Here is a 25,319-nt window from a genome sequence, read left to right as displayed (position 1 = left end):
TTCTGGCGCAGAAGAGATGGCCTACATTAACTACATGTACCCATTCCCACCATTAACCCAAAAAAATCCCTTACCTCGAGCCAGTTGTTAACCCGGACATAGCCGGTTTCGTTGATATTGTGCGGCGATGTGAACAGTATCCCTTGACCTGCAAAGCGCTTGAATTGCCGGACATTGTCATCGATCAGATAATCCGCGCGGATAATGCTCTTGTCCCCGCAAAAAACAAAATTCATCTCATTCAAAAACCCAAAATGCTCTTTCAACCAATCATACTTGGCGGTGAAGGAACTTGGAACCTCCATTGCCGCTGTCGTAATGAAAATTTCATACCTATCGCTTAATTCTTGAATGACCTGCTGGCTATCTTTCACGACATCTAAATCACGGAAAAATACAGGGTCGTTCAAGTAGGCTCGAATCTCATTCTTCAAATGAGGACGCAATTCCCTAAGACGTGTTCCCATCAAGTCCTCGATCGTGAGATTCTCATTGTAATCCAGATTAAACACCCGCAGATGCTTCAGGTTAAAATCAGCTACGACTTCGTCCATATCAATGGCAATTCTTTGCATTTGAAGCTCCCCACTCCCTCTAACACTTTTTAGACCTATTATACATTTTCCTTTGCACGCCGGCTCGCATTCGCTGTCAATGCACAACTGCCCGCCGCAGATCGGCTCCTCAGGCCATGCAGCTGTAAGGTATTTAACCCCTCCAGCTGATTAAGCCAGAGGGGCTGCGTTTCTATTATCTTATTTTGCGTTAACCTGCATCTTAACGACCTTGCCGATTGTCTGGTTACTCGTCATTAACGATCCCTGGGTCCAAGCATCGACCTCCATGCCAACCTTCAATTGGTCGATTCTTAGGCGGATGTCTCTATCTTTGCGCTCAATAAGCGCATCCTGTTCCAACATAATCAGCATTACTTCCGGCTTACCGTCTTCCATCAACTTGTTAGGATTCTCGATAAGTATGGTGCCGTCTTTGTTAATCGATTGGATAACCCCCGTCATGTTTGGCTCTGGGGATATGACCACTTGTTCAATCTGTATCGGAAAGCTTCTGCCTGCAAACTCATACAAGGTTTGCTTGATCCGATTAACCTCCTCTGCTGGAAGTGCTTGATCATGAATCCACAGCCGGCGTACGACAAGCTTCATCTCGCCATTCTCGATGGAACTAGTCATCACCTGAATATCCAGATCTTCGAAAAGCTGTTCCGTATCGAATAACCTATCCAGCATACGGCCCATCGTAAGCTCGAGATTGAGTCCCGACGGGTAAATGACTTCACTCTCAACGCCCGGGGCTGCACGGAACAGGACATACGCTGCTTTGGCGGGTAAGCTAAAATTCACGGTAATGATGGAGTCCGATGTGCCTTGGCCGGTTCCCATTGTCCATGGAATGACGCGCTCCATCACCTTGCCGCTGCTGTCCACGGCAATTATTATGAAATCTTGCTGAATCGGCTGACCGTATTGATCCTTCGTCCGTTCAAGTGTTAGCGTCAGCTCGTATGGATTCTTGTTGTGCTCCGGCTGCACAATTTCCTGCTCGAGCGAGAGCGGAATGAAAGGGTAAGCCGGATCCGCCAGCAGATGGGGATACTCGATCGGTTTATCTTTGATGATATCTCTCAGCGGTCTGCTCCCCTGCTCCCGATCTATAATGGCGAGCACCTTCCTGCCGTTTTCCGTACGCACTTCATAGCTGTAGGAGTAAAGCTTCTGCAGTACCGATGTCAGAGGAATAAATAATGATCCTGCCCGCATCTCCGGGGCTGCTTCGAAATAATAACCCAGGTCCGTTTCATAGACAGCCCAATCCACTCCTTCGCGCAGACCCGTTACCGATTCATAATTGGATTGAGCCATAATAGTGTAAGAAGTCCCTTTCTTTGACGTATAGGAATCGACGCTGGCCCCGATAATGTCAGCGAGCGGCTGCAGTGGCACCATAAGCCGGTTATTCTTAATGAAAGGCGCCGATTCCCCAGGGAATAATACAAAATGATTCTTAATTAACAGCGGCATCGGTTGTACACCGCCGTTGCTTGCAGGTTGAGATAATGCGGTACCTGTGAGAAGAAAGAGGATCATAATTAGACAAGTAAATGGAATCAACTTACGCATGATTTACCTCCACCTTTTACATATTGAAATATTATCCAGTTTATACGCCATGATCTGTGTGAAGTTGCGTTGGTTACAAGGAAAAGCCTCAGGAACTTATCGCATGTACCGGAGGCTTCTTGATGTATAAAGGTCAAATAGGTGTGCTTACAGGGCCGTTGCATCACCGCTACTCTTATAATACTGTAATTGACTTGAGTACAGTTAACGAATATACTGTACTCATACGGATTACAGTTAATCTTTTGTGACCTATGAATTCACAATGGGAGGTTACTTATAATGACAGTTCAAGTACAAGATACACAAGATTTTATGAAGGTCGCGAAGGGGCGCCGTTCGGTCCGTTCTTATGAACCGACTGAAATTTCGAAGGAAGACGTGCAAGAAATATTGGAGACGGCGACACTGGCGCCATCCTCGTCCAATATGCAGCCTTGGCGCTTCTTGGTCGCGCATGATAAGGAGAGCAAGAGCAAGCTGGAGTCAGCCGTTCTCGACTTCAATAAGCAGCGTGTGGCCGAAGCATCGGTCGGCATCGTCCTCCTCGGAGATCTGAAGGGCTATGAGAAGGCGGAAAAGATCTATGACCAGGCCGTGAAGGCAGGCTACATGACCGAGGAAAACAAAACTCAGTTCGTGAAAAGTTCGCTCAACTTATACAGGTCGATCCCTCAAGACAAACTCAAGGAGATCGTTCTGGTCGACGGCGGACTAGTCTCAATGCAGCTTATGCTGGCAGCGCGGGCAAAAGGCTATGACACGCTGCCGATGGGCGGCTACGATCCCGTCAAGCTAAAAGAGCTGTTCGGTATTTCGGATCAATATATGCCGATCATGGTGATTGCACTTGGCAAAGCCGCACAAGAAGGCCGCCCGACGACTCGGCTGCCGATCGAAGAAGTGACCTTCTGGAATACAATGGACTAATGATCCCAACATCACACCATTCCACCGCCGCGCCTCGGGCTGAAGAGCACTCGCTGAAACGGTAGAAAACGGCGTTACAGCTCCTCTCTTCCGCAGGAACATATGCTGTAACGCCCTTTTTCGGTCTTACAGCCACCGATTGTCGTCACGAGGCGACTGATGACTGCTGTAACGGTAGAAAACGGCGTTACAGCTCCTATCTTCCACGGGAACATATGCTGTAACGCCCTTTTTCGGTCTTACAGCCACCGATTGCCACTGAACGACCGGAACAAGATCCACCGAAGAGACACTCAGCCGCATAGGTCAAAGTTATGCTTCTTCATTCAGCACATACTCACGTGGGACATAGTCGCACAGCCAGACCCCGTTTTCCGAAAGATAAAATTTGTGCCCGCTCCGGTACATAGCCGCGGCATCCACAGGAAGCAAGACCGGCTTCCCATGGCGTCCGCCTACTTGAATAGCCGTCTCGATATCCTTCGATAGATGCACATGCTGCCGCGATCCCTTCTTGATGCCCTCGGCACGGATACTCTCCACGAAGCGCGAAGCGGTTCCATGATACAGCACATCTGGCGGCGTGGTCTCCTGGAGCTCCACATCCACCGCCAAGGAATGCCCTTGGTTGGCGCGAATCTTGGTCCGATCATCGTTGAAACGGTACCGCTGCTTGCTATTGTCCTTCACGATACGTTCCAGCGTTACCCTATCGATCTGTTTGCCAACGCGATTACATCCCGCCAGCAACTGCCGCACATCCGCCCAGCCCTGGGCATCCAGCTTGATTCCCGCAGCCGAAGGCTGGTGGCGCAGAACCAGGCTGAGGAACCGGCCTAATTCAATATCCTGTTTACTCTGCTTCATAATCTTTCACAACTCCCATTTATTGAAACGCATTCTCGAATGCGCGTATGCATCTGCCGTTCTTCGACGTATCCAGTACGGCGAACTTGATTTCCGAGAACAGCGAGCCGAAGCCGTCATCATTCAATAGTTCATGCCACCAACCGGCCACCTTCTCCGGATCGTTCCGAAATACGCCGCAGCCATACGCTCCCAGGACGAGGCTCCTGTCTCCCTTGTGTGCGAATATGGCCAACGCCAGCCGCATGCGGTCTTTCATCACGCGTTCCGCTTCCCAGGAATCCTCACCCTTAAGCAGGACCTGACCATAGTTCACGGCAGGCAGCGTCAATACCGAAGCTGTGACCGGCCGTTCCATAAGGTTAAACCGCTCGTCCCGGAAGAAGACCACATCCGGCGAATAAATGGCATGATCGGTATACATCATGGATCGGTATGCCCGATTGGCCGTATAGTAGCCTTCATTGCGCAGCAGCGTTCCATATAATCCGCTGGATGCCGCCAGGCTCTCCTCCTGCGCCATAGCTCCGTTCAGAAATCCGCCGCCCGGATTTTTGGCGCTGGCGAAGTTGAGAACGCCGACCCGCTCGCTCCCCGCTTCCGCATAATCTACCACCGCCTTCACGGTCGCTTCGTTGGCGACGGTATATACGGCTCCTTGCCGGGACGAGGACACCGAATGCCGTTCTCCTACAATCGCCGCCCCCTGATTAGGATCGATCAGTTGGCTGTTATCCTCCGAATGTCTCTGCGCCTTCGCAAAGTCCACCCGGCGCCCATCATATTCATAGAACCCTTGCTGCTGAATTCGCAAGGTCTCCTGTGCAATTTCCTTTCGATTCATTGCCTTCCCCTTCTTTCAACAATAACTCGTCCCGTACCTGGCTCAGCACGAAACCCAGCAGGTTTCTTCCCCTCCATTTCATTGGATTCTCCACACCCGGATCAGCTTGCGACAACCCAATGCCCCATACGCGGTCCTGCGGGCTGGCTTCGACCAGAATGCGGTTTTTCGTCGATTTCAGATAATCGCCGAGCTGCGGATTCTGCGAGAATTTGGCCAAGCTGGCCCGCTTGACGATCTCATAGCATTGACTCTCCCAGAGATCCTGGTCGAAGCTGCTCACTGCACGCCCGAAAGCCTTCATTTCTTTGGGATGCTTTGCCTGCATGATGGCGGCCAGCATCTCGTTATCTCCGAATAGCCGAGCCTTCTCAGCCATCATGTACTGCTCGGCACAAGAATACTCCGTACCCTCGACAACGAACGGACTCATCCACCACTGGCTGAAGCAGCTTTTATCTACACTTCCGTCACTCGGCGGCGTATGTCCCCAGAAGAACAGAAACCTGAACGTCTTTCCTGCGCGATACGCGCCGCGTAATTTTTCAATTCCGTAAATCATCGAATTTCCTCCAGCCTTCTACGAAACAAGCGGGATGGACGGTGGCCCGCATTCTCGGTATAGTGATCGGTTTCCGTAACGAGGTCCGCCACTTTACGCCGGAATGCAGCCTTCAGCAGCTCTTTATCCAAGATCACCTCGTACACCTGCTGCAGCTCCGTCAAGGTGAACAGCTTCGGCATCAAGTGAAGCGCAATATCGGTATAATTCACCTTGCCCCGCAAGCGTTCGATGGCATAGGCGATAATCTTCGCATGATCGAAAGCCAGCCCGTCATTGGATACGATAGCGTAAGACGAAGCCGTCGAGGTTTCCGTTGCCGTCATGGTCCATTCCACTGTGGCGACCAACTCCCCGTGATCGGAGCTCAGCTTTAGCTCGTGCAGCAGCTTCTTAACGTATCCGCCCTCGATCAGCTCCTTCCGCTCCCGCAGAAGCCGATAGGAAGCCTTGAACCACGCGGCGCTTACGGCGTCGTCTCCCGCCTTCAGCTGCACTTGGCCGCTGTCGATCAGCGCCATATAGCTGCAGCTCATGACCCAAGCTCGGGGATCGCGTCCGATATCGCTGAACGTATACAGCTGCTCCAGATAGACGTTATCCACGCCGGTTTCTTCCCGCAGTTCCCTAGCCGCGGCCTGTTCCGTCGTCTCATCCGGCCGGACGAAGCCGCCCGGCAGCGCCCACTTGCCCAGGAAGGGATGCCCTCCCCGCTGAATGAGCAGAACCCTGAGTTCCTTCTCCGGAAGCTTGCGGTAATTGTCCTCGTCCGCGTCCGTGACCGTGAAGATGACCATGTCCGCCGCCACCGAAGGGCGCTCGTAATCTCCTACCCGATACTGTTCCAAGAATTCACGTTCCGTCAGTCCGTCACGATCCAGCATATCCACGCTTTTCGCCACCCGTTCGTTTATTCTAGTTATTAACGCTCTCCAAAATAATTGTCGTACGGCTTGAACCTTGCCAATACTTCATCTACCTTCCGCATCCGCTCCTCCAGACTCCCCCTTAAGGTGACATATGGAATCCGGCGCTCCTTCAAATCCGCGATAATCTGTTTATGAAAAATGTGCCGCTTCTGGTCCCCGCTGCGATCCCACGTATCATCATAGGGAATATCGTCGTCGCACAAGAAGAACAAGTCGTATCGCTGCGCGTTCTCCAGCGCAATTCGGGTTAACAGCTCCGGTGCTAGGCCGTGATAATCCAATGCGTACATGTAGGTAGTAATCGCATTGGTATCGACGAAGAGATACCGGTTCGCTTCAAGTAAAGCCTGCTCCTCCTGCTCGAGATGCCCGACTGCGATCTCGTCGAAAGCCGCTAGACCGATTCTTCTGTCCACATGATGCTCGGTCCAATAATCCCGTCCGTACTCACTTGCGAATGTCGTCCGATGCCGCTGCGCCATCGCTTCGGTTATCGTCGATTTGCCGGTCGACATCGCACCCACGAACACGACTTTCGTAATGAGGTCGCGGTACACGATATCACTTATAAATTCCCGATGCTTATAGGGATCGGAGCGGATCATAGTCGCTGAGATCGGAACAAGCTTGCGGTCTTCATCCACCCGTCGATCCACCGCGCTCAGAGCTATGCTCATATGCTCGCCGTAAAATTCACTGGAGTAAAAATGAGTCACCTGCTCGCCTTGCAGCAAGCCCAGAATATACTGCTCTTCCCGAATCTCATGCTCCCGGTCATTCGAATATCCGTCCGGACCGTCCCAAGCCTCGATAACCCTCACGGCTGGATAGAGCTTCCGGATCCAGTTCGCCCGAATATGAAGCGGAATCGTCATGACCTCCGTCTCGTAGATGACGACGATCAACTCATCGACCTCTTGCAGGGCCGTTTCGAACATGAACTGATGACCCTTATGCAGCGGCGCGAACTTTCCCAATGTTAAACCCAATGTTTTCATTGCAGAACCCCCTTAGCTCCCTTGTTCCAGGTGTAATAACCGTATATCGCGTTGATCAAATACGCGCTCCACATGACGATCATCAGCACGCCGTCCGGACTCCCGTCCAGTGTTCGTATGACCCACAGCAGCACCGTAAAAATATTAAGAATCATATAGACCAGCCATTGCTCTTTAAATCTTCTGACCATCAAAAAGGTCGCCACGACCGACAACACGGTCGTAAGGGCATCGATATAGGGCGAATTCTGCGCCGGAATGAACGATAGTCCGAAACCGAGCGACAGACTGCCTATCGCACAAACAACCGCTACGAGAAACAAGCCTCTCTGATCCATCTGCCGCATAGCCAGCTGGCCGCCATGCCGGTGCTTCTTCCACATGAAGAAGCCGATCACGTTCATAGGAACGAAGAAGAGCAAATTCAGCATGACCTCCCCGAACAATCCGTTGACGTAAGACAAGTAGGCGTAACCGAACGTATTGTACATACCGAACACATAAGTCATCAGGTTCCCCTTGGCCGCGAGGACCACGCATAACACGCCCGTAAGGAAGACCGTGAAACCGAATAAAGTATCCTTCATAATCACCGTCAACACGATAGCGATTCCGGAGAACAGGCCCAGCCAAGCGATTTCGAATAAGTTCCAATTGCCCAAAGATTTTCTCACTTGCATCCCCTCCGCCTCTTTCGGCCGAACCCCGCACAGTCGAGATCCGGTGTTTTCTTCGTCACAAATTGATAATAACAATTTGTTAGTATCAAAGATAACAGAAGAGAATACGGAGATCAAGTGATTTTTCTGATAATGAACGCAAGCTGACTAGCCCGCAAAAAAAAAGCTCCCCGGCGAGTTGGAGGAACTTTGGGTTTGCACTAAGTGACTTCAAGCGGCTGAAACAAGAACGGCTCCCCGTTTAAGTAGGCTTTCAATATCGCTTGCGCATAGGGCTGCTCTTCCATCAAGCCCTCCGTCTCAAGCGGATTCTCCGCATGGAAGCTGTATGCCTCGATAATCGCCATAATGAAGAAGCTCTCCAGTATTGGAATAGCATCGTCGTCCATTGTCCTGATCCGCTCATACCCTTCAAGAAAGAGAGCTCTCTGTGGCGGATGAAGTCCCATGATCGACTGGGCCATATCGTAGAGATGATAGCCGAAGCCGCACCTGCCGAAATCGATGGGATACGGTTGATCGTCCCGAATAACGATATTGCCACGATGTAAATCCGCATGAATCATCCCATAGTTTCGCTCATGACTTGTCAACATACGGAGACGATCCGCCACTTGTGCTGCGGCCATGCTGTACAGCTCAAAGTCTGCATCCGTAATGAAATGGCTGTAATGCAGCTGCAGGTGAGCCCAGTCCCGTTGAAAGCTTTGGCTTCCCCAGGAAGGGCGAGCAAAGCCTGCGGATGGAATAAAATCGGCGCTTGCCTCGTGAAGGTTCGCCATCATCGCTCCTATTCTTCGAAATGCCTCCTCGGTTAGCGCCTCTCGATCCAGAATTTCTCCCTCGACCCATCTCAACAAGGTCGTATAAGACGGTCCGACTCTCGTCGCCGCATCCGTGACTAGAAATCCATCCCGATTCGGGACGCCTTCGGGCACGATAAGCCCCTTCCCTCTAAGCGCAGCCAACCATTCCAGCTCGGAGATGGTTTCCTCGCGCGGTTTGCCCGCTGGATGAATGCGGAGCAGAAACTGTTCTCCTTCGGCCGCTATGCGGAAGGTGACATGCTCGGATATTTGAATGAAATGAATGGAGCTCCAATCTGTATCATATTCCTGCAAGGCAATTAGCGCCGCTTGCTTCGTTTGCTTCAGCGTCTGGCGGCGGTTGATCTCGGTATCAATCTGAAAACCGCTGTTCATGGTAAATTCCCCTTTGTTGGCCGTTCTTTCCTCATTGTAACAGTCACGAGAGCGACCCTCGCGGTAAATATTCTTTTTAATTGTATTCTCCCCAACTGGAAGGTTGAAGCCATGTCTGGATTATTTAGCTGGGGATGGTCCTGAGCGAATGACAAGTGAGAATGTGAATTTCGCTTTTAATAATTTTGTGAATGCTTGGTTGATGGGCATCAATGTTCTAAAAAGAGGAGAACTGGCTCGTTCTTTAGAAGTTCTTACGCATGTGCAAAAGCATATATTGCATTTATTACGAGTTAAGGAACAGAATGTAGAACGGTGGCTAAATAGTACGAAGAATTTAGAGAATGATTTAAATGAGGAAGGATATAAAGATTATTCTTTAATATCCTCTACTCTAGACAAAGGTGCTTTGTACAATGCATATACTCATGCGTTGGTTATAATCGAAAAATTAATAGAGAATTTGAAGCTTACCTATGTTTTTGAAGTAGATGGGAGAATAATTATTAAGCTTCGCCGTTATCTGAATTAATTCGAATTAAGGAGGCACTGATCAAAAATCAGTGCTTTCTTTTTTTGTAGCTAGTGAAAACGAGAGGTTAAGTACATGCCCCAGGTATGCCCGTTTATACGCAATCACTTCATCCCCATATTCGCGTCTTAATTCGCCAATTAATTCATTGATAAATCCGGTCTTGCCTCTGACGTTAGGTCACATGTTACATTGATGACGAAGAATCGGATTCGAATTGATACGAAGGGAAGGAGATGGGAATGAGCGAAGAAGAAGTTTTGTATCGCACCGGAACGTTTGCTGAACTTGCGGGTGTGACCACACGAGCATTGAGACATTATGAACGTCTCGGATTATTGACTCCCAGGCACAGGTCGGAATCGGGACAACGTTTTTATACAAATGACGACTTCATCCGGTTGCAACAAATCGTGACCTTGAAGTTCGTCGGCTTTTCACTGAAGCAAATCCATAGGATCATTGACAGGAAGGATATTCATATATCGGATCTCCTCTCCATGCAGCGTGAATGGATAGAACGGAAGATTGGGAGCCTACAGCTGGCCGTTCTGGCTATTCGGGAGACCGAAAGAGCAGTAGAAGAAGGAATAGGTAATAGCTTGGAAACACTACAACAAATAATTGGGGTGATGGAGATGCAAATAAACCGAAACTGGTTGGATGAATTATTGGAAGCAGTTATAGAGGGAAATGAAGCGACCGCTAAAACAATTCTAACGGCCAATCCCGGTCTGGCCAATACTAGCATTCATGCGGCTGCAGCCCTAGGTGATGCAAATGCCCTTCAGCGGATGATCGAAAGTAATCCTGACTCAGCCACGGAGCGCGGAGGTCCAATTAAAGCAGAGCCACTTCTTTATTTGGCGTTTTCCTGTTTCTTAAGAGATTCTGCACAAACCGCAAATTTCGTGGAAACAGCGCTGCTGTTGCTCGAAAGTGGTGCGAATCCGAACGCTTATACGATAGACCCGGACGATCCTTATGAACGCAAACTGCCTGTATTATTTGGAGTGTTAGGGCAGGCGGGCAATGTTGAAGTAGGCAAAATATTCCTCGAAGCCGGCGCCGATCCAAATGATGGGGAGACGCTTTATCATACAGCCGAGTTGCCCCGTATTGATTGCCTCGATCTGTTGAATATATATGGGGTAGATGTGAATGCAACACCTGCTATGTTTCGGAAGCTCGATTACGACGATGAAGCAGGTGTACGCTGGTTTCTAGAACACGGGGCCGATCTGAGTCTTACGTTAGGCAAAGAACAAAATACGCCGCTCCATTGGGCCGTCTATCGGGGAAGATCCCTATCCATCATTGAACTTCTTCTGAAGCATGGGACCGAGATCAATGCCAGAAGAACAGACGGAAAAACGCCTTACATGCTAGCCGTGCGATTCGGGCAAACCGACGTTGCCGATCTGCTAATCCGTCATGGTGCAACAATCGATACCCGCCAAACCGACCTGTTCATCGGTGCTTGCGCTGCGGCAGATGCAGGACGAGTGCATGCCATGCTCTCAGAAAACCCGTCCCTGCTTTCCTCCCTGACAGACGAAGATCATGAAATGCTGCTTGAATTAGCCGAACGCGGGCAGGCGGATGCCGTCGGCCTCATGCTTGAAGTCGGTTTCGACAAGGAAGTTAGTCGGGCAAATGGCACAGCGCTGCACATCGCATCCTGGTTTGGTCATCTTACAACGGTGCGCGTTCTGCTCGACAGAGGCGCTTCATTATCTGTCAAGAATGCTTATGGTGGAACTCCTCTAGAAAGCGCACTTCACGGCTCGGTGCACTGTAACGTATCTCATGCCAAACATCACGGTGCTGTTGTCGAAGCATTAATTCAAGCGGGGGCAGCTCTACCAAGCAAAGCGTCTGGAAATCACGAAGTGTTCGAAATTTTACGAAAACACGGCGCCTCCGTATAGAGAGATGCGAAGATGAATACCGCACAAACAGCCTTAGAACTGTACCATGTACCAGACTAAGGCTGTTTTGTGTGACGAGAGTATGAATGGAGCTGCCCGCAATATTTGTTTTTCAGAGTGGGAGTTCCATTGTTTTGGGTGATTCATACACTTCGTACAAACTAAAGACTTTTAATATCTTGAGCAACCTCAGTCATATCGTTGTTAAACTGATGTCCGCGTCCATCAAACTCGCGAAGGACTGCCTTGGGGAGCTTCTCTGCGTACATTGCAAGGTGGGCAAATGGCACCCATACATCGTCGCGACTATGATAAAAGAATATTCGTTGAATTCCGGAGAGCTTCCATGCAAAATCTTCAGAAAGCATATACTCACCGACTTCCCAATCCTCAGCCCCCCAATACGGAGACGCGATAAGGAACACTCCTGCAATAGGTGTCGTGAATTCTTCTTCTGAAAGGTATTTGAGTAAAAATGAAGCGCCCAACGAATGTCCGACGACAATTACTTCTCCATCTTGTCCAGCGAGATCCTCGGCAATTACATCTCTCCATGCCTCATACACCGGCTTTTCCTCGTCAGGCATCCTCGGATACAATACATCGTAATCCGAACCCAGTGAATCCTGCAGATGCATAGCCAATTTTTCGTCCGCTTCGTATGCCCCTTGCCCGCCACCCTGGATGAAAAGTATATGTCTTTTCAAATTTCTCTTCCTTTCATGCTTTCGTCTAAAATTTGCTTCCTAATGGTTTCAAATTCCCCCTGATTGTAACACACGACATTTGATGTTGTTTCTTCTCGATTGCTGCTTGTTCGCCTCTGCTTGTAGAAACATGTGAATATTGAAGGACTCCGCATCATGAAAGACAAGCAGGACACCTTCTTCGTGGAAGCCGGTTACTACAAATCCGAGGCCGAGGCTGAGGCAAAGCGGAAAGAATGGATCCAAACGCATGGCTTCGACGAAGAGTCCTTAATTATCGAACGCCGGGAAGCCTTGCAAATACCAGAAGCGATTACGATCGATGAATCTGCCCCTTAACGAGTGTTGACAAAACCCATTTAGGTGCCATATACTATACAATAATTTGATACGCAAATGTTATGATTAGAAATAGTAGAAGTGAAATGACCTTTCAGAGAGCCGTTGGTTGGTGCGAAACGGTATCGTCGTTCATCTCGAACTCGTCTATGAACAGCTGCCTGATAATGTAGGGTATGCCGGAATTCCACCGTTACAGGGATAGATGGTGATGGCCATCGAATGAGCTCATTTCCTTACGGAAATGAATTAGAGTGGTACCGCGGGTTCAACCTCGTCTCTATACATAGAGACGGGGTTTTTTTGTTGGTTAAAAACCGGATTTAACCAACCCCGCTTCACATATAAATACGAAGCAATTAGGAGGAAATGAATATGAATCGGAAAATTATCGTATTTGACACAACGCTGCGCGACGGAGAGCAGGTACCAGGCGCCAAGCTGAATTTGCATCAGAAAATAGAGATCGCTCAGCAACTTAAGCGGCTTAATGTAGATATCATCGAAGCAGGTTTTCCCGCCTCTTCACAAGGCGACTTTCAAGCGGTACAGGAAATTGCCCGTAGCGTCGGAGACTCCGTCTCGATCACAGCGCTTGCCCGTGCGGTCAAGAACGACATCGATGCCGTGTATGAAAGCATCAAATTAGCGCAAAATCCGCTCATTCATATCGTTCTGGGCACCTCGAACATCCATGTCGAGAAGAAGTTCAACCGCTCCAAGGAAGCCGTCATGCAGATGGGGATTGACGCCGTCAAGTATGCCAAAACCTTGCTGCCCGATGTGCAATACTCGACGGAGGATGCATCGAGATCGGATTTCGAATACTTGTGGAAAACGATCGAGGGCGTCGTTAAGGCCGGGGCTACTATGATTAACGTGCCCGATACCGTGGGCTATGCCGTTCCGGAGGAATTCGGCGATCTCATTCGCAGGATCAACGAACGGCTTAAAAATCTGAACGATCGCGTCATTCTAAGCGTCCATTGCCACAACGATCTGGGGCTGGCGGCTGCCAACACGCTGAGCGCAATCAAGAATGGAGCCGAGAAAATCGAGTGCACCATCAACGGTCTCGGCGAACGGGCCGGGAACGCATCCCTAGAGGAAGTCGTTATGGGCCTCAAAGTAAGGGAAAACTACTATAACTGCCATACCGATATCCGTACGAACGAGCTGCTTAGAACCTCACGGCTGGTGAGTCACATGACGGGACTGGATGTACAGGTGAACAAAGCGATTACCGGCGAGAACGCCTTCGCGCATTCTTCCGGCATTCATCAAGACGGGCTGCTCAAGGATAAGCAGGTTTATGAAATCATGTCGCCCGAGGATGTCGGCGCCGACAGTATGGAATTGATCCTGACCGCCCGCTCCGGCAGGCACGCGTTCAAGAACGCCGTCGAGAAAATGGGCTTTGACACGGGCGACGGTGCGGATTTCGAACAACTGTTTGAGAAATTCCTTACATTAGCCGACGCGAAGAAAGAAGTCTATGACCATGACGTGTTCTACCTGGTGACAAATCACCGCACTCTGGATGACAGCAGCAAGAATCTCTATGAGCTTGTGTCCTTCCAGGTGGTCAGCAACGACCTCCACCCTACCGCAACCGTCGAGTTGAGGAAAGGCTCCGAGACGATCCGCGACAGCGCGGTTGGCGACGGCCCGATCGACGCCTTGTACAGCGTCATCAAATCGCTGGTGGGTCTGGACATTCAATTGAAGGATTATAAAATCAACAGCCTGTCCAGAGGCAAAGAAGCGATCGGACGCGTCAACATTCGGCTCGAGTACGAAGGCAAAATATACTCCGGACGCGCGATGGACACGGATATCATCAAGGCAAGCGCAACGGCATTCCTGAACGGTATTAATGCAGCCCTGCTGGATGCCTAAGGAGAGGAAGCCGCAATGAATCAGTTGAAAGATAGCGCACAACGCGTGACGATCATTGACGAAGACCTGCTTTCCTTCCCAACCCTACGGGCTGCGGCAGGACATCCGAAAGCCGTATTCGAATTAACGCCCGATGAATTAGTCGCGATGACAAGCGGGCAAGTGATGAGCATCAAGTAAACCCGGAACCCAAAGAAGCGAAGTCCGCGGCGCTTTCACACCCGCGAGTCTTCGCTGCTGAAGGTTCACTATTGTCGGGCCAATCTCTTCTATCCTGATCCCGGTTCACCGATCAGAGTACCACCCGCATCATAATACTTGTAGTGGAAGCGGTAGCTTCCATCGTTTGATTCAGGTAAATCCATCAACGTAACCGAATTCTGATTCACAGGGAACTCTTGCTCGATGACTTGTTCATTCACACCCAATTCCATGGATGCGATATCATTCTCTTGATTCGTAACAATCATGAATTTGGCAGCTGCAGATTCTTCCTTCGATACATGGATAAGGTAGGTTGCAAAGGATTGCCCGTTACTTCGTTCTGCATGCCTCCATTCATAATGACCTTCTTTATTCTTAGTAAATTGAATGTAAGCCGGATTATTATTCGCTAAAAATCCGACCACCCTCACATCGTCAATGTCTTTCATCTCCAGGATCTGAATGGATTCATTCTCGTAGCCGTCAATCGATTGGATGACTTTTTCTATGGATTCTCTATCGTCACCATATGTCGGACGGGTGCGATCCGAGAAGCTCAACACGAATATGGCAGTCAATATAGCAGCTGCGCAAATGTAGAAGATACGGTTTTTCTTCAATAACACATTCCCCTTTCTAAACGAACGAATGGACGTCGTCAAAGTTTCACCTCTACGCCGATTACCCTGCCACGGCCGATTTAATTCGCTGCCGCTCAGACAGAATTAATTCCTGCAGTCGGTCCGTTCCGAAGGCGCCTGCCGTAAATCCGTTCCCCTTCGCATAGTAAACCATCCGGAAGGAGGTCCCATCCTTCAGATGGATGCGCAGGAATATGCCTGATTCATGCTTGGTTTTCTCGTAGATCGCATCGAAACCCTCGTAAGGAAGCGGCAAGAGCTCGCGAATAAATGCAGATGATGCTTCAGCGCTGAAATCGCCTAACAGACTGCCATCCATACCGCTTACCAGACTGACTTTGTCCACTTTCCCGTCAATGTCTAATAAATCCTTCATCGTGGCCGCATTCGGGTTATCCCCCGCTTGATAAATCTTATTACCTGCCGCAACCCGGAATTCCGGCTTATATCCCTTCAAGGCATAGATCTCCGTCCCGACGGGCAAGTAAGCCGCATCCCCATTCTTCGACACATGACCCGAACAAGCATGCTCATTCAGCATGTAGGAGACTTCACCCACCTTCTCCCCAAGCTGTTCTTCTGTGACTTCCTTCGTTCCATCATAATTATAGCTGTACTTCACGTTATTGATCATGAGAAAATCGACCCACTCGACGATCTCCTTACAGGTTTCCGTACGCGATTGCGAGGATTCTTCTCTGTTTTCCACCGAACCACAACTCGTGGCAGCCACAATAATTAGAGCCAACGAAGCCAGCCTCATCCGCTTCATCCACATCTATCTCACCTCAATCCATAGACGGGATTATAGCTTCTAATGTTCCAGAACTTCCCACACATCTTGAAGTAATTCTCATCCAATGCGAGGCCTAATAGACAAGAGGAGCTGCCTCCCGGCAGCCCCTCCATGATCGCTCCTAATTCGTACCCTTGTTCAGCAAACCCCGTTCCAGCATCGATTCCGCGAGCAGAACGGCGCCTTTGCCTGCGCCCATCTTCGTATTATGCGAAACCAGCACATATTTAACGCCGCCTAGGACCGGTTCCTCTTCCAGTCTCCCCATGCTTGTCGTCATCCCGCCGCCGAGCTCGCGGTCCAGGCGCGGCTGCGGACGGTAAGGATCGTCAAAGATATGGATCATCTGCTCGGGAGCCGAGTGCAGATTTTTACCTTGGAACGGATTATAGCGGTCGATGACCTCTCTAATTTCGGACAAATCCGCCTGCTTATCTAACCCGACAAACACGGATTCGGTATGCCCGTCCAGCACATTGGCTCTTGTACAGATACAGTTGATGTTAATGTCCGCAGGCTCGATTCCTTCGTCTGAATATTGACCGAGTATCTTCAGAAGCTCTTTTCTAACCTTCCCTTCCTCGTTCGGAATGTAGGGAATGATATTATCCAGAATGTCCAGCGTGCGGACGCCCGGGCTTCTTCCTGCGCCGCTGACCGATTGCATGGAGACCATTAGAACATTGTTAATGCCAAAATGCTCATGCAGCGGTTTTAACGTAATCGCCAAGCCGGTAACCGTGCAATTCGGTACAGGCAGGACAAAGCCTTGCCAGCCGCGAGCCTGCTGCTGCTTGCGGATTAATTCCGAATGATCGTCATTGACACCGGTAATGAGCAGCGGCGTATCGTCGAAGTAACGAAATGCAGATGCCGTCGAGAAGGTCGGGGTCGTCTGAGCGAACCAAGGCTCCAGCTCCTGGGCAAGATCGGATTCAATCGCGGTGAAGATCACATCCACTGCGTCCGGACGGAATTCCTTCGACGAAACGACCGGAACGCCCAGCATATCATCTGGAACCGGCGTACTCTGAGTCCAGCGTGACGATCCGCTTGGGTCCCGTAACGCTTCTTCGTAGTTTGTTACCGTTCTGGATGTCACCATCGTAACCACATCAAAACTCGGATGATTGGATAAGGCCTGAACAAATTGCTGTCCGGCCATTCCTGTTGCTCCAACAATTGCCGCTTTTAACCGAGACATATCACTCACTCCTTCTATAGTCACTAATAAAATATTGCAATATGGCGCCGTCAGTTACACGTTGAATTCATAAATATAGGCAAATAAAAAAATCCCACCCCCAAGACGTTAGTCTCAGGGACGAGATTTGTATGCTCGTGGTACCACCCTAAATTCGCAAATATGTCGCCATATCCGCCTCTTCAAGTACGGCATCTGCCATCCTGCAGATACGTATACTCTAGCTCTGTAACAGGAGCTCCTGTTGCACCATCCCCATTTACGGTTCCTTTGCACTGCTCAGAGGCTTTCTTCAGTAAAGAACGTCTTTGCTCCATCTCAACGGCCGGAGCTCTCTGTGAAAGATTTCTTTACTTACTTTTCTCATCATCGCATTTGAATATTGGAACCAGATTACCAAACATTCATGCTAGAGTAAAGCTATTTTTGATGCTTTTGTCCAGTTGTCGAAATATCGTCAACAGTGTCTGAGCAGTGCTTTCGCCTTTCTAGGAATGCTGCATTTTATCCGGAAAGCTGCCTGCCTACCTTATGACAGCTTAGGCTTGGAGCACAAACACAGGTCCATTCCAATGTTCGTTTTGGATCAGCTTCTCTTCGTAGGCGCCTTGCCGCTTGTACGTGGAGATTACATGTTTCCAGAACGTATAAGCATTCGTATCTCCCATGTCCCGGGAAACCGTTCGAATAGCGAAGCTGCAACCTCCCCGCCCACGCCTCTGCAGGCGAAAGAGACTGTAGGAAAAGTTTCTTTTGGATTGCTATTATTGACGAAATACGATATATAGGTCGTGAAATCGTTTATAATGGTAAAGGTTAGCAATGAACATAACCAGAGGGAGAATTAATAATCGTGGACCACAATTGGAAAAAGAATATCATCCTCTTCTTATCCGGCCAGACGATCTCGCTTTTTGGGACGGCGCTCGTTCAATACGCGATCATGTGGCATATTACGCTGACAACCCAATCGGGCGTGATGATGACGATTTCGATCGTTTGCGGCTTCCTTCCTACCTTTTTTCTCTCGCCATTTGCGGGTGTGTGGGCTGATCGCTACAATCGCAAAAAACTCATCATCCTGTCAGATTCTTTCATTGCCTTGTCTACGTTAATATTAGCCATTCTCTTTATGAACGGTTATGATGCGCTTTGGCTGCTTTTTGTCACATCGGCGATTCGGGCACTCGGCACAGCGGTACAGACACCGGCTGTCGGGGCGATCCTGCCCCTGCTTGTCCCGGAGGATAAGCTTACGAAAGTGAACGGAGTCAACGGCAGCATTCAGGCTCTGGTCATGCTTACAGCACCGATGCTCAGTGCAGCCTTGCTTACGATGGCTTCCATCGAGATCATCTTCCTGATTGATGTCGTTACGGCTGCGATTGCTGTTGCGATCCTGCTACTATTCGTGCGGGTCAAGACACATGCCAAAGCAGCCGAGCAGCAGACGACAAGCTATTTTGCCGACATGCGCAAAGGCTTCGACTACGTGAAAGAGCACAGTTATGTAAAAAAGTTCTTTTTGTTCATGACCTTCTTCATGCTGTTGGTAGCGCCCGCCGCATTCTTGACGCCGCTTCAGGTTACCCGGACATTCGGTGAAGATGTGTGGCGATTGACGGCGATTGAGATAGCCTTCTCCATCGGCATGATGCTGGGCGGCGCCCTGATCGCTTCCTGGGGCGGCTTCAGCAACAAAATCCATACGATGACTCTGTCCTGTCTGATGTTCGGGCTATGCACGGTTGCCTTGGGGGTCGTGCCGAATTTTTGGATTTACATTGCGTTTATGGGCTTGGCCGGCGTTTCGATGCCCCTGTTCAACACGCCCGCGACCGTGCTGCTGCAAGAGAAGGTAGAAGTGGATTATATGGGCCGGGTATTCGGCGTAATGGGGATGATCTCCAGCGTAACGATGCCGATGGGCATGCTCGTCTTCGGGCCGCTGGCGGATGTAGTGGATATCGAATGGCTGCTGATCGTGTCAGGCGCGCTATTATTTATCCAAGCGTTCTTCCTGTTGGGCAACAAATCGTTAGTGGAAGCGGGCAAACCGGTTGCCAAGCCCGAGACAGAGCGTGAGGGTGAAGTAGGAACGACAGCAAAAACATGAAGATTCGGCAGCGGCAGCGGGATAAGGGCTGCGAACAGATGCCGAAATAACTGGCAAACAAGCTCCTGCTCCCACCGTAGAGGTGGGGGCCATTTGGCGTTTTTATTTGTATATTTTACCATGCCGCTTATGGTAGAGTACGTTTATAACGAATCTATCCATCCTGCTGTGATTTCCCCCACTATTGAACTTACGCTGCTAATATGATCAAGAACATACATATAGGTGCTCAGGAAGGGCGTGCTGCCGCATGACGACGATTCCCATACTTACAGAACACAATGTAGAAATACCGATGAGAGACGGAACGATTCTACGCGCCGATCTATATCGGAAGCAGGATGCTCCGCCATCACCGGTACTGTTGGCTAGAACACCTTACAGTAAAAACATATCGGCAGGCGAATTTGCACACCGCGCCGCCGCGCATGGCTATGTGGTCGTGATTCAAGATACGAGAGGACGCTATGATTCGGACGGAAGCACGAATATGCTGACCGATGAACGGGACGATGGCTACGATACGATTGAATGGGCTGCTGCCCAGCAGTGGTCAAGCGGTGTTGTCGGCATGTTCGGCAGTTCCTATGTCGGGATGACCCAGTGGCTGGCAGCGATGGAGAAACCGCCTCATCTGAAGGCAATCGCGCCTTTCTTCACGACGCCCAACTTTTATCCTGTAGCAAGGCAGGGCGGCGGCTTTCAGTCCGCCATAACGTTATGGAGTTTAGGGCTTAGTGTGGATGTGATGGATCGGCACATCCAAGCCGGAAGCGCACCCGCGGAGGATAAAGATGTCTTCACTACGTTTGTCGAAAACTATCGGGATGCCTTGAGCTATCGGCCGGCGATTGCACATCCATTGATAAAGCGATATACGCCTTGGTTGCTGGAGATGCTGCGTCATCCCGATTATGATGACTACTGGAAACAAATTTCCGCAAGTGAGACTCTTCCAGATCTAGACCTCCCGATTCTTCATCTCGTCGGTTGGTTTGATTTATTTCTCGGCATGACCGTCGATAGCTATAATGATCTGGGCAAAACAAGAGGAAAGCAGATGACGGGAGACAACCGGCTGATCATCGGACCGTGGTCTCATTCTTCATTTACAGGGGTATTTCCGGACATTCAGTTTGGTGAACGCTCATCTATGCTGGCGATTGACAGCGATGGGATCATGCTGCGGTTCTTCGATTATTGGCTGAGGAACATCGATAACGGCTGGGCGGTTGAACCTAATGTCCAGTATTTCTTAATGGGCGACAATGTGTGGAAGACGACTGAGAAGTGGCCGCCTGCCGAGACGCTAATGACAGCTATGTATTTGCACAGCGGAGGGAAGGCGAACACCTTGCACGGCGATGGGACATTGAATTGGGTATGCCCTGGAGAGGAGCTTGAGGACCGATATCTCTGCGATCCGCGCCTCCCCGTTCCTACCAGAGGCGGACAGACGCTGCTACCCCCGGACGGAGAATCGGAGAATTCCGGGCCGCTGGATCAACAACAGATCGAATCACGGCTCGACGTCCTGTGCTACACGTCAGAGCCTATGGCAGAACCACTGGAAGTGGCCGGTCCTATTACCGCAACGTTATATGCCTCTTCTTCGGCGAAGGACACGGATTGGATCATGAAGCTCATCGATGTGTATCCAGACGGCCGTGCCCTCATCCTCACGGAAGGCATTGTGCGGTCGAGGTATCGACATTCATTCGAGAAGCAAGAGCTGCTGGAGCCGGAGCAAGTTTACGAGTTTCCTATCGACCTCTGGGCGACGGCAAATGTATTCTTGCCCGGGCACCGTATTCGCGTGGAGATATCAAGCAGCAGCTTCCCGCGATTCGAGCCGAATACCCACACCGGAGGCGTAATCGCCGAAGAAGGAGCGGCAGACATGATGCCGGCGTTGAACCGAATCTATCATTCGGAGCGTTACCCCAGCCATATCCTGCTCCCTGTACAGCCGGCAACTCCCAGCATATAGTGAAGAGCGGAATTCGCCCTTACGGGTGATTTCCGCTTGATTTTTCGCATATCTATTGTTTTCCTACTGCCGTTCTATCCATAACAACTGAAGGCTTCCAATAGCTCATAATATCGGATTTTTTCTAAATCAACATTGGATATCCCATACTCCTCATACAATAAGCCGGTCCATTGTTCACCGTGATTGCGGATAATGCTATAATGCATGGCCGCAAGATCCCTATACTTATCCGCTACCCCTGCATCGGCCAGATCAATCAATCCACTAATGTCCTTGCCGCGGATAATGATATTCGGTACCGAATAATCGCCATGCGTAAACACAAGTTCTTCAGATGATGAATAAGGGCTTTGTATCAACCACTGATACAAATTGTCGAACCGATCCCCGAACTCCTCTTCTAACTTCTTCTTATCGATTGATCCTGCTTCGATCTTATGTTTGATTTCATCCAGGCGCTTACTCAGCGTGTAGTCAAAGGGACAATCGTTAATTTCGACTGCGTGGACCTGCTTTAAGGCCTCGGCAAGCTTCCGTATTATGAACGCCGGATCCTCTTTGAACACGGAGTCTGATCCATCGATTCCCTCTATCTCTGACATCAACAGGTATTCAAACCGCTCATCCTTCGAATAATGTAACACGGCTGGAACGGGCAGCCTTGTCTCGAGCCATTGTAATTTCTGGCTGTACTGCTCAAGAGGCTCGCGATGCGGGACCGGTAGAATCTTGAGATATCCCGTAATCCCTGAAACTTGTTCAACACGATAGGTTGCTGCACCGGAGTATGGGGCATGAATCTTCTCCCAACCCTCACGAATCAGAGCGGACAACTCATTTGGAATCAGGAATGAATCAATTTTCATCGACCCTCAATCCTCCTTACAGGTCTGCAGCAGCTTGTCCTTTGTGAAATTCCGTTTTCTTCCCTTTATTTCTTTTTCCATACGCCCGCATACTTCTTGCGGTACTTCACATCCTCCTCCCTATCAATCAAATCTTGCGCTAGCTGCTTAATGGTCTCGTCGGGTTCATATTGATATAGATTCCATAAACCTTGGATGATATCGAACCGGATTAAGGTGCTGTTCTTTTCTTCGATGCAATTCCGGTATCGCTCCGCTAGACCCTTCATCACCAATTCTTTCTGAGGCTGGCCGGCCATTCCGATTTTCCAAAGCGATTGAAGGCAATGTCTTGCCGTGACGAAACGCTTGTCCTTGGTCACTTCCATCAAAGCAGCAAAGTCATCGAATATCCTTCCCTCAGGGTCGCTCTTGGCCAAATTACACAAAATCTGCGCAGCGATTGAGCGGCTATGATTATCGGCATGGCTCAAATCCTGTACAAGTTCATCCCAGATCTCATATGCCCAATCCACGTTCTGATCCGTCTGCTCTAGAATGGTATAATAAGCTTCGTTCTGTACCGTCCGGTCTTGCGATCGAAGGTTGTCCATGATGGTTCGCGCAGGTTGAGTCATCGTATTCATCCCCTCCTCGTTCATCTTCATTCTAATGAAATGCTGATTTCACTTTGTAATAGACTATCCTTATGTTGATTATTACCATCATATCATGCAAAATCCACTTAAAGGAATCAACTTCTCCCCTTCGGAAAGGAGCACTTTACCTGTGCTGTTGTCTATATTCATCTTCGTCATTGCCGGACTCGCTGAAATCGGCGGAGGCTACCTGGTCTGGCTCTGGCTTCGGGAGTCCAAGCCCCTATGGTATGGCCTTATAGGCAGTTTAATCCTAGTGCTGTACGGGATCATTCCAACGATGCAAAGCTTTCCAACCTTTGGCCGCGTCTATGCCGCCTATGGAGGTGTGTTTATTGTTCTGGCTGTGCTGTGGGGATGGGGGATCGATAAGAAAACACCCGACATGTACGATTGGATCGGAGCAGCCGTTTGCGTGGTTGGCGTCTCCATCATGCTTTGGGCGCCTCGAAATTAGCTTACTAAGGTTAGCCCGATGATGCATGCAGGTCCAAGAACCCACAGAGGCATTCTCTCTGTGGGTTAGTGCTTATCACTTGACCTAAGCTCATTAATGAGAGCTACTTCTCTTTATTCCAGTTTTCCCTGATTTTATCGGTGAGTGGACTGGAAGCTCCCTTCATCGATTGACCAAACTCAGCAATCAGGATGTAGATAATTCCAACAACCAGAGATAGGATGCTTAAGATCAGCGGACCTTTGCCTACGTACCCTAACATATCTCTGAAGAGGTTGGCATTCCACGATGACACATTGGAAGCAAATATCGCCGCGCTCAAGTACCTTATTCCATATAAAAATGCAGCAATACATATAAATACGACACCTGTTGTTCTCTTGTTCATATGACGTCTCCTCATTCTCCGCGAATGCATTTCTTTTTCAACCGCACTTCAATTTCTTCCCTATTAAAATCAATTTCACGCTGTATGGCAAGCATTCAGATCTCCCATTATATTGAAATCAATGCAGAAAGATTCAAACCGCGATCTCGAAATTTTGCTAGATGCTCATGTAGTTGACTATGGTCCTTACTTTCTAGAATCTTCTTGGTTTTATCCACAAATCCCCAGTTTAAGCAGCCTGTAAGCCATAATAGAGATGACAGCCGTTGTCGGTCTTCTTGTCTTAGAAAGTCCTGTGCCCTGTACCCCAAGAGAAGACTTTCTGTGAGTGCAGGCGAGACCTCATGCGATTTCAACCCCTTTGTTCGCGAATACCATTTTATTAACCAAGCCAATCCCTCAACTCGATCGCAATATCCAATATGTTCAAAATCAATGATACCAACGATATTCTCATCTTCATCCCATAGTATATTAAGCGGGTTCATATCGGATTGCATCGTAAATTCAAGTTCACCTGCATACGCGCGATTGATATGCTTATTGGCCAGATGAATATAATTCTGAAGTAAATCCCAATTCTCTGTCGTCAAGCTTGCCGCTGAGCATGCACACTCGAGAAGAGCGAGCAGCTGCTTGGTGCCTACAAATTGAGATTGTTTCGGTAGCGAACATCTGTAATGGAGAGCGACTTCATGAAACTTCCTCGCCATCTCACCGAACTTGAAGGATACGCTTTCGGTACAGTGCGTAATATGCCTGCCCTCGATCCACTCAAATAATAGGAAGCGGTAATCAACATTCTTCCAGCTCACTGTCACAAACTTGGACGTTGAAGCCGGTTGGAGGCGCATGAAGGGAATGCCGTGACGATTCAAATGATCGATAAAATCCAGCTGTTCCGCTAACACCTGATCGGTTAATTCGAAGAAAACATCATGCTCATATCGACGTTTGCCGATGAATCGTGCCGAGTAACACTTTTCTTCAACTCGTATTTTATAATGATAATCACTGTGATACATGCCATGCAGCCGATCCTCAATTTGAAGTGTTGCTGGGTCCAGATCATAGAATTGAATGGCCTCGCGCAGCATGGATAGATCATTATCCATCTTTTCCACTCCCTGCTTGCTGTTCTGGAATTATTTACCTCATGTTGTATTATGTCGCTAATCATACCCGAATTCAATACCAAGCTGCCGCAGCCATCTCTAGATCCGCGTATATGTGGGAGGTGACCACGAACATTGATCACTCGTCAGTGCCGAAATTATCGGGACTTCTCATTGTAACGGTAAAAAGCGGACTTACCTGCACTAGGCCAACGAAAAAAGGAGCTGTAACGCCCTTTTTCTATATAGCCCCCTAATCCACTTGGACACTTCACCAACTTCAGATACACTAATAGATAAGAAGGTGAAGGTTCATGAAGAGACGGTTTCGGTGCCCCGT

General features: G+C 49.4%; 26 protein-coding genes and 2 other annotated features. Of the genes, 9 read left to right on the top strand and 17 right to left on the bottom strand.

From position 1 onward, the window contains the following. Positions 1 to 26: 26 nt before the first annotated feature. On the bottom strand, positions 27 to 575 hold the full coding sequence (locus NNL21_RS34205) for a 5' nucleotidase, NT5C type (RefSeq protein WP_204822302.1): 549 nt from the start codon (positions 573 to 575) through the stop codon (positions 27 to 29). 180 nt (positions 576 to 755) lie between these two features. Further along, a complete protein-coding gene (locus tag NNL21_RS34200; protein ID WP_204822301.1) occupies positions 756 to 2,141 on the bottom strand; it encodes a stalk domain-containing protein in 1,386 nt (461 codons plus the stop codon). A 282-nt stretch (positions 2,142 to 2,423) separates the two neighbouring features. Between NNL21_RS34200 and NNL21_RS34195 the strand changes: the two genes are divergently transcribed. Beyond that, positions 2,424 to 3,071 carry a nitroreductase family protein gene (locus NNL21_RS34195; protein WP_204822300.1) on the top strand — a complete coding sequence of 216 codons (648 nt, stop codon included), beginning with the start codon at positions 2,424 to 2,426 and terminating at the stop codon, positions 3,069 to 3,071. A gap of 312 nt (positions 3,072 to 3,383) precedes the next feature. Here the strand turns inward: NNL21_RS34195 and NNL21_RS34190 are convergent, their stop codons facing one another. From NNL21_RS34190 to NNL21_RS34160, 7 genes are all read right to left on the bottom strand, one after another. Next, entirely contained in the window at positions 3,384 to 3,938 is a 555-nt protein-coding gene (locus tag NNL21_RS34190) for an RNA 2'-phosphotransferase (RefSeq protein ID WP_204822299.1), read from the bottom strand. Between the two features lie 19 nt (positions 3,939 to 3,957). Next, a complete protein-coding gene (locus NNL21_RS34185; RefSeq protein ID WP_204822298.1) occupies positions 3,958 to 4,782 on the bottom strand; it encodes a TIGR02452 family protein in 825 nt (274 codons plus the stop codon). Beyond that, on the bottom strand, positions 4,724 to 5,344 hold the full coding sequence (gene ybiA, locus NNL21_RS34180; protein ID WP_204822297.1) for a riboflavin biosynthesis intermediates N-glycosidase: 621 nt from the start codon (positions 5,342 to 5,344) through the stop codon (positions 4,724 to 4,726). The genes NNL21_RS34185 and ybiA overlap by 59 nt, the downstream gene beginning before the upstream one ends. Then, complete coding sequence (locus tag NNL21_RS34175) at positions 5,341 to 6,234, bottom strand: NUDIX hydrolase (RefSeq protein WP_204822296.1); 894 nt, start codon at positions 6,232 to 6,234, stop codon at positions 5,341 to 5,343. The genes ybiA and NNL21_RS34175 overlap by 4 nt, the downstream gene beginning before the upstream one ends. 32 nt (positions 6,235 to 6,266) lie before the next feature. Next, the gene (locus NNL21_RS34170) at positions 6,267 to 7,271 is read right to left on the bottom strand and encodes an AAA family ATPase (protein ID WP_204822295.1); all 1,005 of its coding nucleotides are present in this window, start codon (positions 7,269 to 7,271) and stop codon (positions 6,267 to 6,269) included. After that, complete coding sequence (gene pnuC / locus NNL21_RS34165; protein ID WP_256555669.1) at positions 7,268 to 7,945, bottom strand: nicotinamide riboside transporter PnuC; 678 nt, start codon at positions 7,943 to 7,945, stop codon at positions 7,268 to 7,270. The genes NNL21_RS34170 and pnuC overlap by 4 nt, the downstream gene beginning before the upstream one ends. Positions 7,946 to 8,151: 206 nt before the next feature. After that, a complete protein-coding gene (locus NNL21_RS34160) occupies positions 8,152 to 9,153 on the bottom strand; it encodes a phosphotransferase enzyme family protein (RefSeq protein ID WP_204822293.1) in 1,002 nt (333 codons plus the stop codon). 148 nt (positions 9,154 to 9,301) lie between these two features. On the opposite strand from NNL21_RS34160, the gene NNL21_RS34155 reads away from it, so the two are divergent. Continuing rightward, the gene (locus NNL21_RS34155) at positions 9,302 to 9,685 is read left to right on the top strand and encodes a hypothetical protein (RefSeq protein WP_204822292.1); all 384 of its coding nucleotides are present in this window, start codon (positions 9,302 to 9,304) and stop codon (positions 9,683 to 9,685) included. Positions 9,686 to 9,927: 242 nt separating this feature from the next. After that, positions 9,928 to 11,616 carry an ankyrin repeat domain-containing protein gene (locus NNL21_RS34150; protein WP_204822291.1) on the top strand — a complete coding sequence of 563 codons (1,689 nt, stop codon included), beginning with the start codon at positions 9,928 to 9,930 and terminating at the stop codon, positions 11,614 to 11,616. A gap of 161 nt (positions 11,617 to 11,777) precedes the next feature. On the opposite strand, the gene NNL21_RS34145 is transcribed toward NNL21_RS34150, so the two are convergent. Further along, positions 11,778 to 12,323 (bottom strand): RBBP9/YdeN family alpha/beta hydrolase, encoded by a 546-nt coding sequence (locus NNL21_RS34145; RefSeq protein ID WP_204822290.1) that lies wholly within the window; start codon positions 12,321 to 12,323, stop codon positions 11,778 to 11,780. A gap of 156 nt (positions 12,324 to 12,479) precedes the next feature. On the opposite strand from NNL21_RS34145, the gene NNL21_RS34140 reads away from it, so the two are divergent. The 3 genes from NNL21_RS34140 (at position 12,480) to NNL21_RS34130 (ending at position 14,741) form a co-directional block, all read left to right on the top strand. Further along, complete coding sequence (locus tag NNL21_RS34140) at positions 12,480 to 12,662, top strand: hypothetical protein (protein WP_204822289.1); 183 nt, start codon at positions 12,480 to 12,482, stop codon at positions 12,660 to 12,662. 53 nt (positions 12,663 to 12,715) lie between these two features. Continuing rightward, positions 12,716 to 12,947, top strand: a binding site (T-box leader). 90 nt (positions 12,948 to 13,037) lie between these two features. Then, the gene (locus NNL21_RS34135) at positions 13,038 to 14,561 is read left to right on the top strand and encodes a 2-isopropylmalate synthase (RefSeq protein WP_204822288.1); all 1,524 of its coding nucleotides are present in this window, start codon (positions 13,038 to 13,040) and stop codon (positions 14,559 to 14,561) included. A 15-nt stretch (positions 14,562 to 14,576) separates the two neighbouring features. Beyond that, complete coding sequence (locus tag NNL21_RS34130) at positions 14,577 to 14,741, top strand: YbaK/EbsC family protein (RefSeq protein WP_204822287.1); 165 nt, start codon at positions 14,577 to 14,579, stop codon at positions 14,739 to 14,741. Between the two features lie 89 nt (positions 14,742 to 14,830). On the opposite strand, the gene NNL21_RS34125 is transcribed toward NNL21_RS34130, so the two are convergent. The 3 genes from NNL21_RS34125 to asd all read right to left on the bottom strand — a co-directional run bounded on the left by NNL21_RS34125 (position 14,831) and on the right by asd (position 17,406). Continuing rightward, positions 14,831 to 15,385 carry a hypothetical protein gene (locus tag NNL21_RS34125; protein ID WP_204822286.1) on the bottom strand — a complete coding sequence of 185 codons (555 nt, stop codon included), beginning with the start codon at positions 15,383 to 15,385 and terminating at the stop codon, positions 14,831 to 14,833. A 61-nt stretch (positions 15,386 to 15,446) separates the two neighbouring features. Beyond that, positions 15,447 to 16,178: a hypothetical protein gene (locus tag NNL21_RS34120; protein ID WP_204822285.1), complete on the bottom strand. Its 732-nt coding sequence runs from the start codon at positions 16,176 to 16,178 to the stop codon at positions 15,447 to 15,449. Between the two features lie 145 nt (positions 16,179 to 16,323). Further along, positions 16,324 to 17,406, bottom strand: coding sequence for an aspartate-semialdehyde dehydrogenase (gene asd, locus NNL21_RS34115; protein ID WP_204822284.1), 1,083 nt, complete (start codon positions 17,404 to 17,406; stop codon positions 16,324 to 16,326). Between the two features lie 113 nt (positions 17,407 to 17,519). Continuing rightward, positions 17,520 to 17,785, bottom strand: a binding site (T-box leader). 474 nt (positions 17,786 to 18,259) lie between these two features. Here asd and NNL21_RS34110 point away from each other — a divergent pair. Next, a complete protein-coding gene (locus NNL21_RS34110; RefSeq protein ID WP_204822283.1) occupies positions 18,260 to 19,522 on the top strand; it encodes an MFS transporter in 1,263 nt (420 codons plus the stop codon). A 250-nt stretch (positions 19,523 to 19,772) separates the two neighbouring features. Next, positions 19,773 to 21,512, top strand: a complete 1,740-nt coding sequence (locus NNL21_RS34105) for a CocE/NonD family hydrolase (protein WP_204822282.1) — start codon at positions 19,773 to 19,775, stop codon at positions 21,510 to 21,512. Between the two features lie 74 nt (positions 21,513 to 21,586). Here the strand turns inward: NNL21_RS34105 and NNL21_RS34100 are convergent, their stop codons facing one another. Beyond that, positions 21,587 to 22,381 carry an APH(3') family aminoglycoside O-phosphotransferase gene (locus NNL21_RS34100; protein ID WP_204822281.1) on the bottom strand — a complete coding sequence of 265 codons (795 nt, stop codon included), beginning with the start codon at positions 22,379 to 22,381 and terminating at the stop codon, positions 21,587 to 21,589. A gap of 65 nt (positions 22,382 to 22,446) precedes the next feature. Next, entirely contained in the window at positions 22,447 to 22,998 is a 552-nt protein-coding gene (locus NNL21_RS34095) for a hypothetical protein (RefSeq protein WP_204822280.1), read from the bottom strand. Positions 22,999 to 23,149: 151 nt separating this feature from the next. Here NNL21_RS34095 and NNL21_RS34090 point away from each other — a divergent pair, with 151 nt between their 5' ends. Further along, positions 23,150 to 23,476: a YnfA family protein gene (locus NNL21_RS34090; protein ID WP_204822279.1), complete on the top strand. Its 327-nt coding sequence runs from the start codon at positions 23,150 to 23,152 to the stop codon at positions 23,474 to 23,476. Between the two features lie 103 nt (positions 23,477 to 23,579). Here NNL21_RS34090 and NNL21_RS34085 read toward each other — a convergent pair whose 3' ends face one another. Together NNL21_RS34085 and NNL21_RS34080 are read right to left on the bottom strand one after the other, a co-directional pair. Continuing rightward, positions 23,580 to 23,864, bottom strand: coding sequence for a hypothetical protein (locus tag NNL21_RS34085; RefSeq protein WP_204822278.1), 285 nt, complete (start codon positions 23,862 to 23,864; stop codon positions 23,580 to 23,582). A 107-nt stretch (positions 23,865 to 23,971) separates the two neighbouring features. Next, positions 23,972 to 24,961 carry a phosphotransferase enzyme family protein gene (locus NNL21_RS34080; protein WP_204822277.1) on the bottom strand — a complete coding sequence of 330 codons (990 nt, stop codon included), beginning with the start codon at positions 24,959 to 24,961 and terminating at the stop codon, positions 23,972 to 23,974. Positions 24,962 to 25,319 lie beyond the last annotated feature (358 nt).

Origin of the sequence: Paenibacillus mendelii (assembly GCF_024498075.1) — a bacterium.
In the GTDB taxonomy this organism is placed as follows: domain Bacteria; phylum Bacillota; class Bacilli; order Paenibacillales; family Paenibacillaceae; genus Paenibacillus_Z; species Paenibacillus_Z mendelii.
The sequence above is the reverse complement of the archived record's forward strand: the minus strand, read 5'-3'. Positions and strand labels throughout refer to the sequence as shown.

Excerpts from the sequence above, each read along its gene's own strand:
- NNL21_RS34205 (WP_204822302.1), bottom strand. The coding sequence starts at position 575 with ATGCAAAGAATTGCCATTGATATGGACGAAGTCGTAGCTGATTTTAAC.
- NNL21_RS34200 (WP_204822301.1), bottom strand. The coding sequence starts at position 2,141 with ATGCGTAAGTTGATTCCATTTACTTGTCTAATTATGATCCTCTTTCTT.
- NNL21_RS34195 (WP_204822300.1), top strand. The coding sequence starts at position 2,424 with ATGACAGTTCAAGTACAAGATACACAAGATTTTATGAAGGTCGCGAAG.
- NNL21_RS34190 (WP_204822299.1), bottom strand. The coding sequence starts at position 3,938 with ATGAAGCAGAGTAAACAGGATATTGAATTAGGCCGGTTCCTCAGCCTG.
- NNL21_RS34185 (WP_204822298.1), bottom strand. The coding sequence starts at position 4,782 with ATGAATCGAAAGGAAATTGCACAGGAGACCTTGCGAATTCAGCAGCAA.
- ybiA (WP_204822297.1), bottom strand. The coding sequence starts at position 5,344 with ATGATTTACGGAATTGAAAAATTACGCGGCGCGTATCGCGCAGGAAAG.
- NNL21_RS34170 (WP_204822295.1), bottom strand. The coding sequence starts at position 7,271 with ATGAAAACATTGGGTTTAACATTGGGAAAGTTCGCGCCGCTGCATAAG.
- NNL21_RS34160 (WP_204822293.1), bottom strand. The coding sequence starts at position 9,153 with ATGAACAGCGGTTTTCAGATTGATACCGAGATCAACCGCCGCCAGACG.
- NNL21_RS34155 (WP_204822292.1), top strand. The coding sequence starts at position 9,302 with ATGACAAGTGAGAATGTGAATTTCGCTTTTAATAATTTTGTGAATGCT.
- NNL21_RS34150 (WP_204822291.1), top strand. The coding sequence starts at position 9,928 with ATGAGCGAAGAAGAAGTTTTGTATCGCACCGGAACGTTTGCTGAACTT.
- NNL21_RS34140 (WP_204822289.1), top strand. The coding sequence starts at position 12,480 with ATGAAAGACAAGCAGGACACCTTCTTCGTGGAAGCCGGTTACTACAAA.
- NNL21_RS34135 (WP_204822288.1), top strand. The coding sequence starts at position 13,038 with ATGAATCGGAAAATTATCGTATTTGACACAACGCTGCGCGACGGAGAG.
- NNL21_RS34130 (WP_204822287.1), top strand. The coding sequence starts at position 14,577 with ATGAATCAGTTGAAAGATAGCGCACAACGCGTGACGATCATTGACGAA.
- NNL21_RS34120 (WP_204822285.1), bottom strand. The coding sequence starts at position 16,178 with ATGAAGCGGATGAGGCTGGCTTCGTTGGCTCTAATTATTGTGGCTGCC.
- asd (WP_204822284.1), bottom strand. The coding sequence starts at position 17,406 with ATGTCTCGGTTAAAAGCGGCAATTGTTGGAGCAACAGGAATGGCCGGA.
- NNL21_RS34105 (WP_204822282.1), top strand. The coding sequence starts at position 19,773 with ATGACGACGATTCCCATACTTACAGAACACAATGTAGAAATACCGATG.
- NNL21_RS34100 (WP_204822281.1), bottom strand. The coding sequence starts at position 22,381 with ATGAAAATTGATTCATTCCTGATTCCAAATGAGTTGTCCGCTCTGATT.
- NNL21_RS34095 (WP_204822280.1), bottom strand. The coding sequence starts at position 22,998 with ATGACTCAACCTGCGCGAACCATCATGGACAACCTTCGATCGCAAGAC.
- NNL21_RS34085 (WP_204822278.1), bottom strand. The coding sequence starts at position 23,864 with ATGAACAAGAGAACAACAGGTGTCGTATTTATATGTATTGCTGCATTT.
- NNL21_RS34080 (WP_204822277.1), bottom strand. The coding sequence starts at position 24,961 with ATGCTGCGCGAGGCCATTCAATTCTATGATCTGGACCCAGCAACACTT.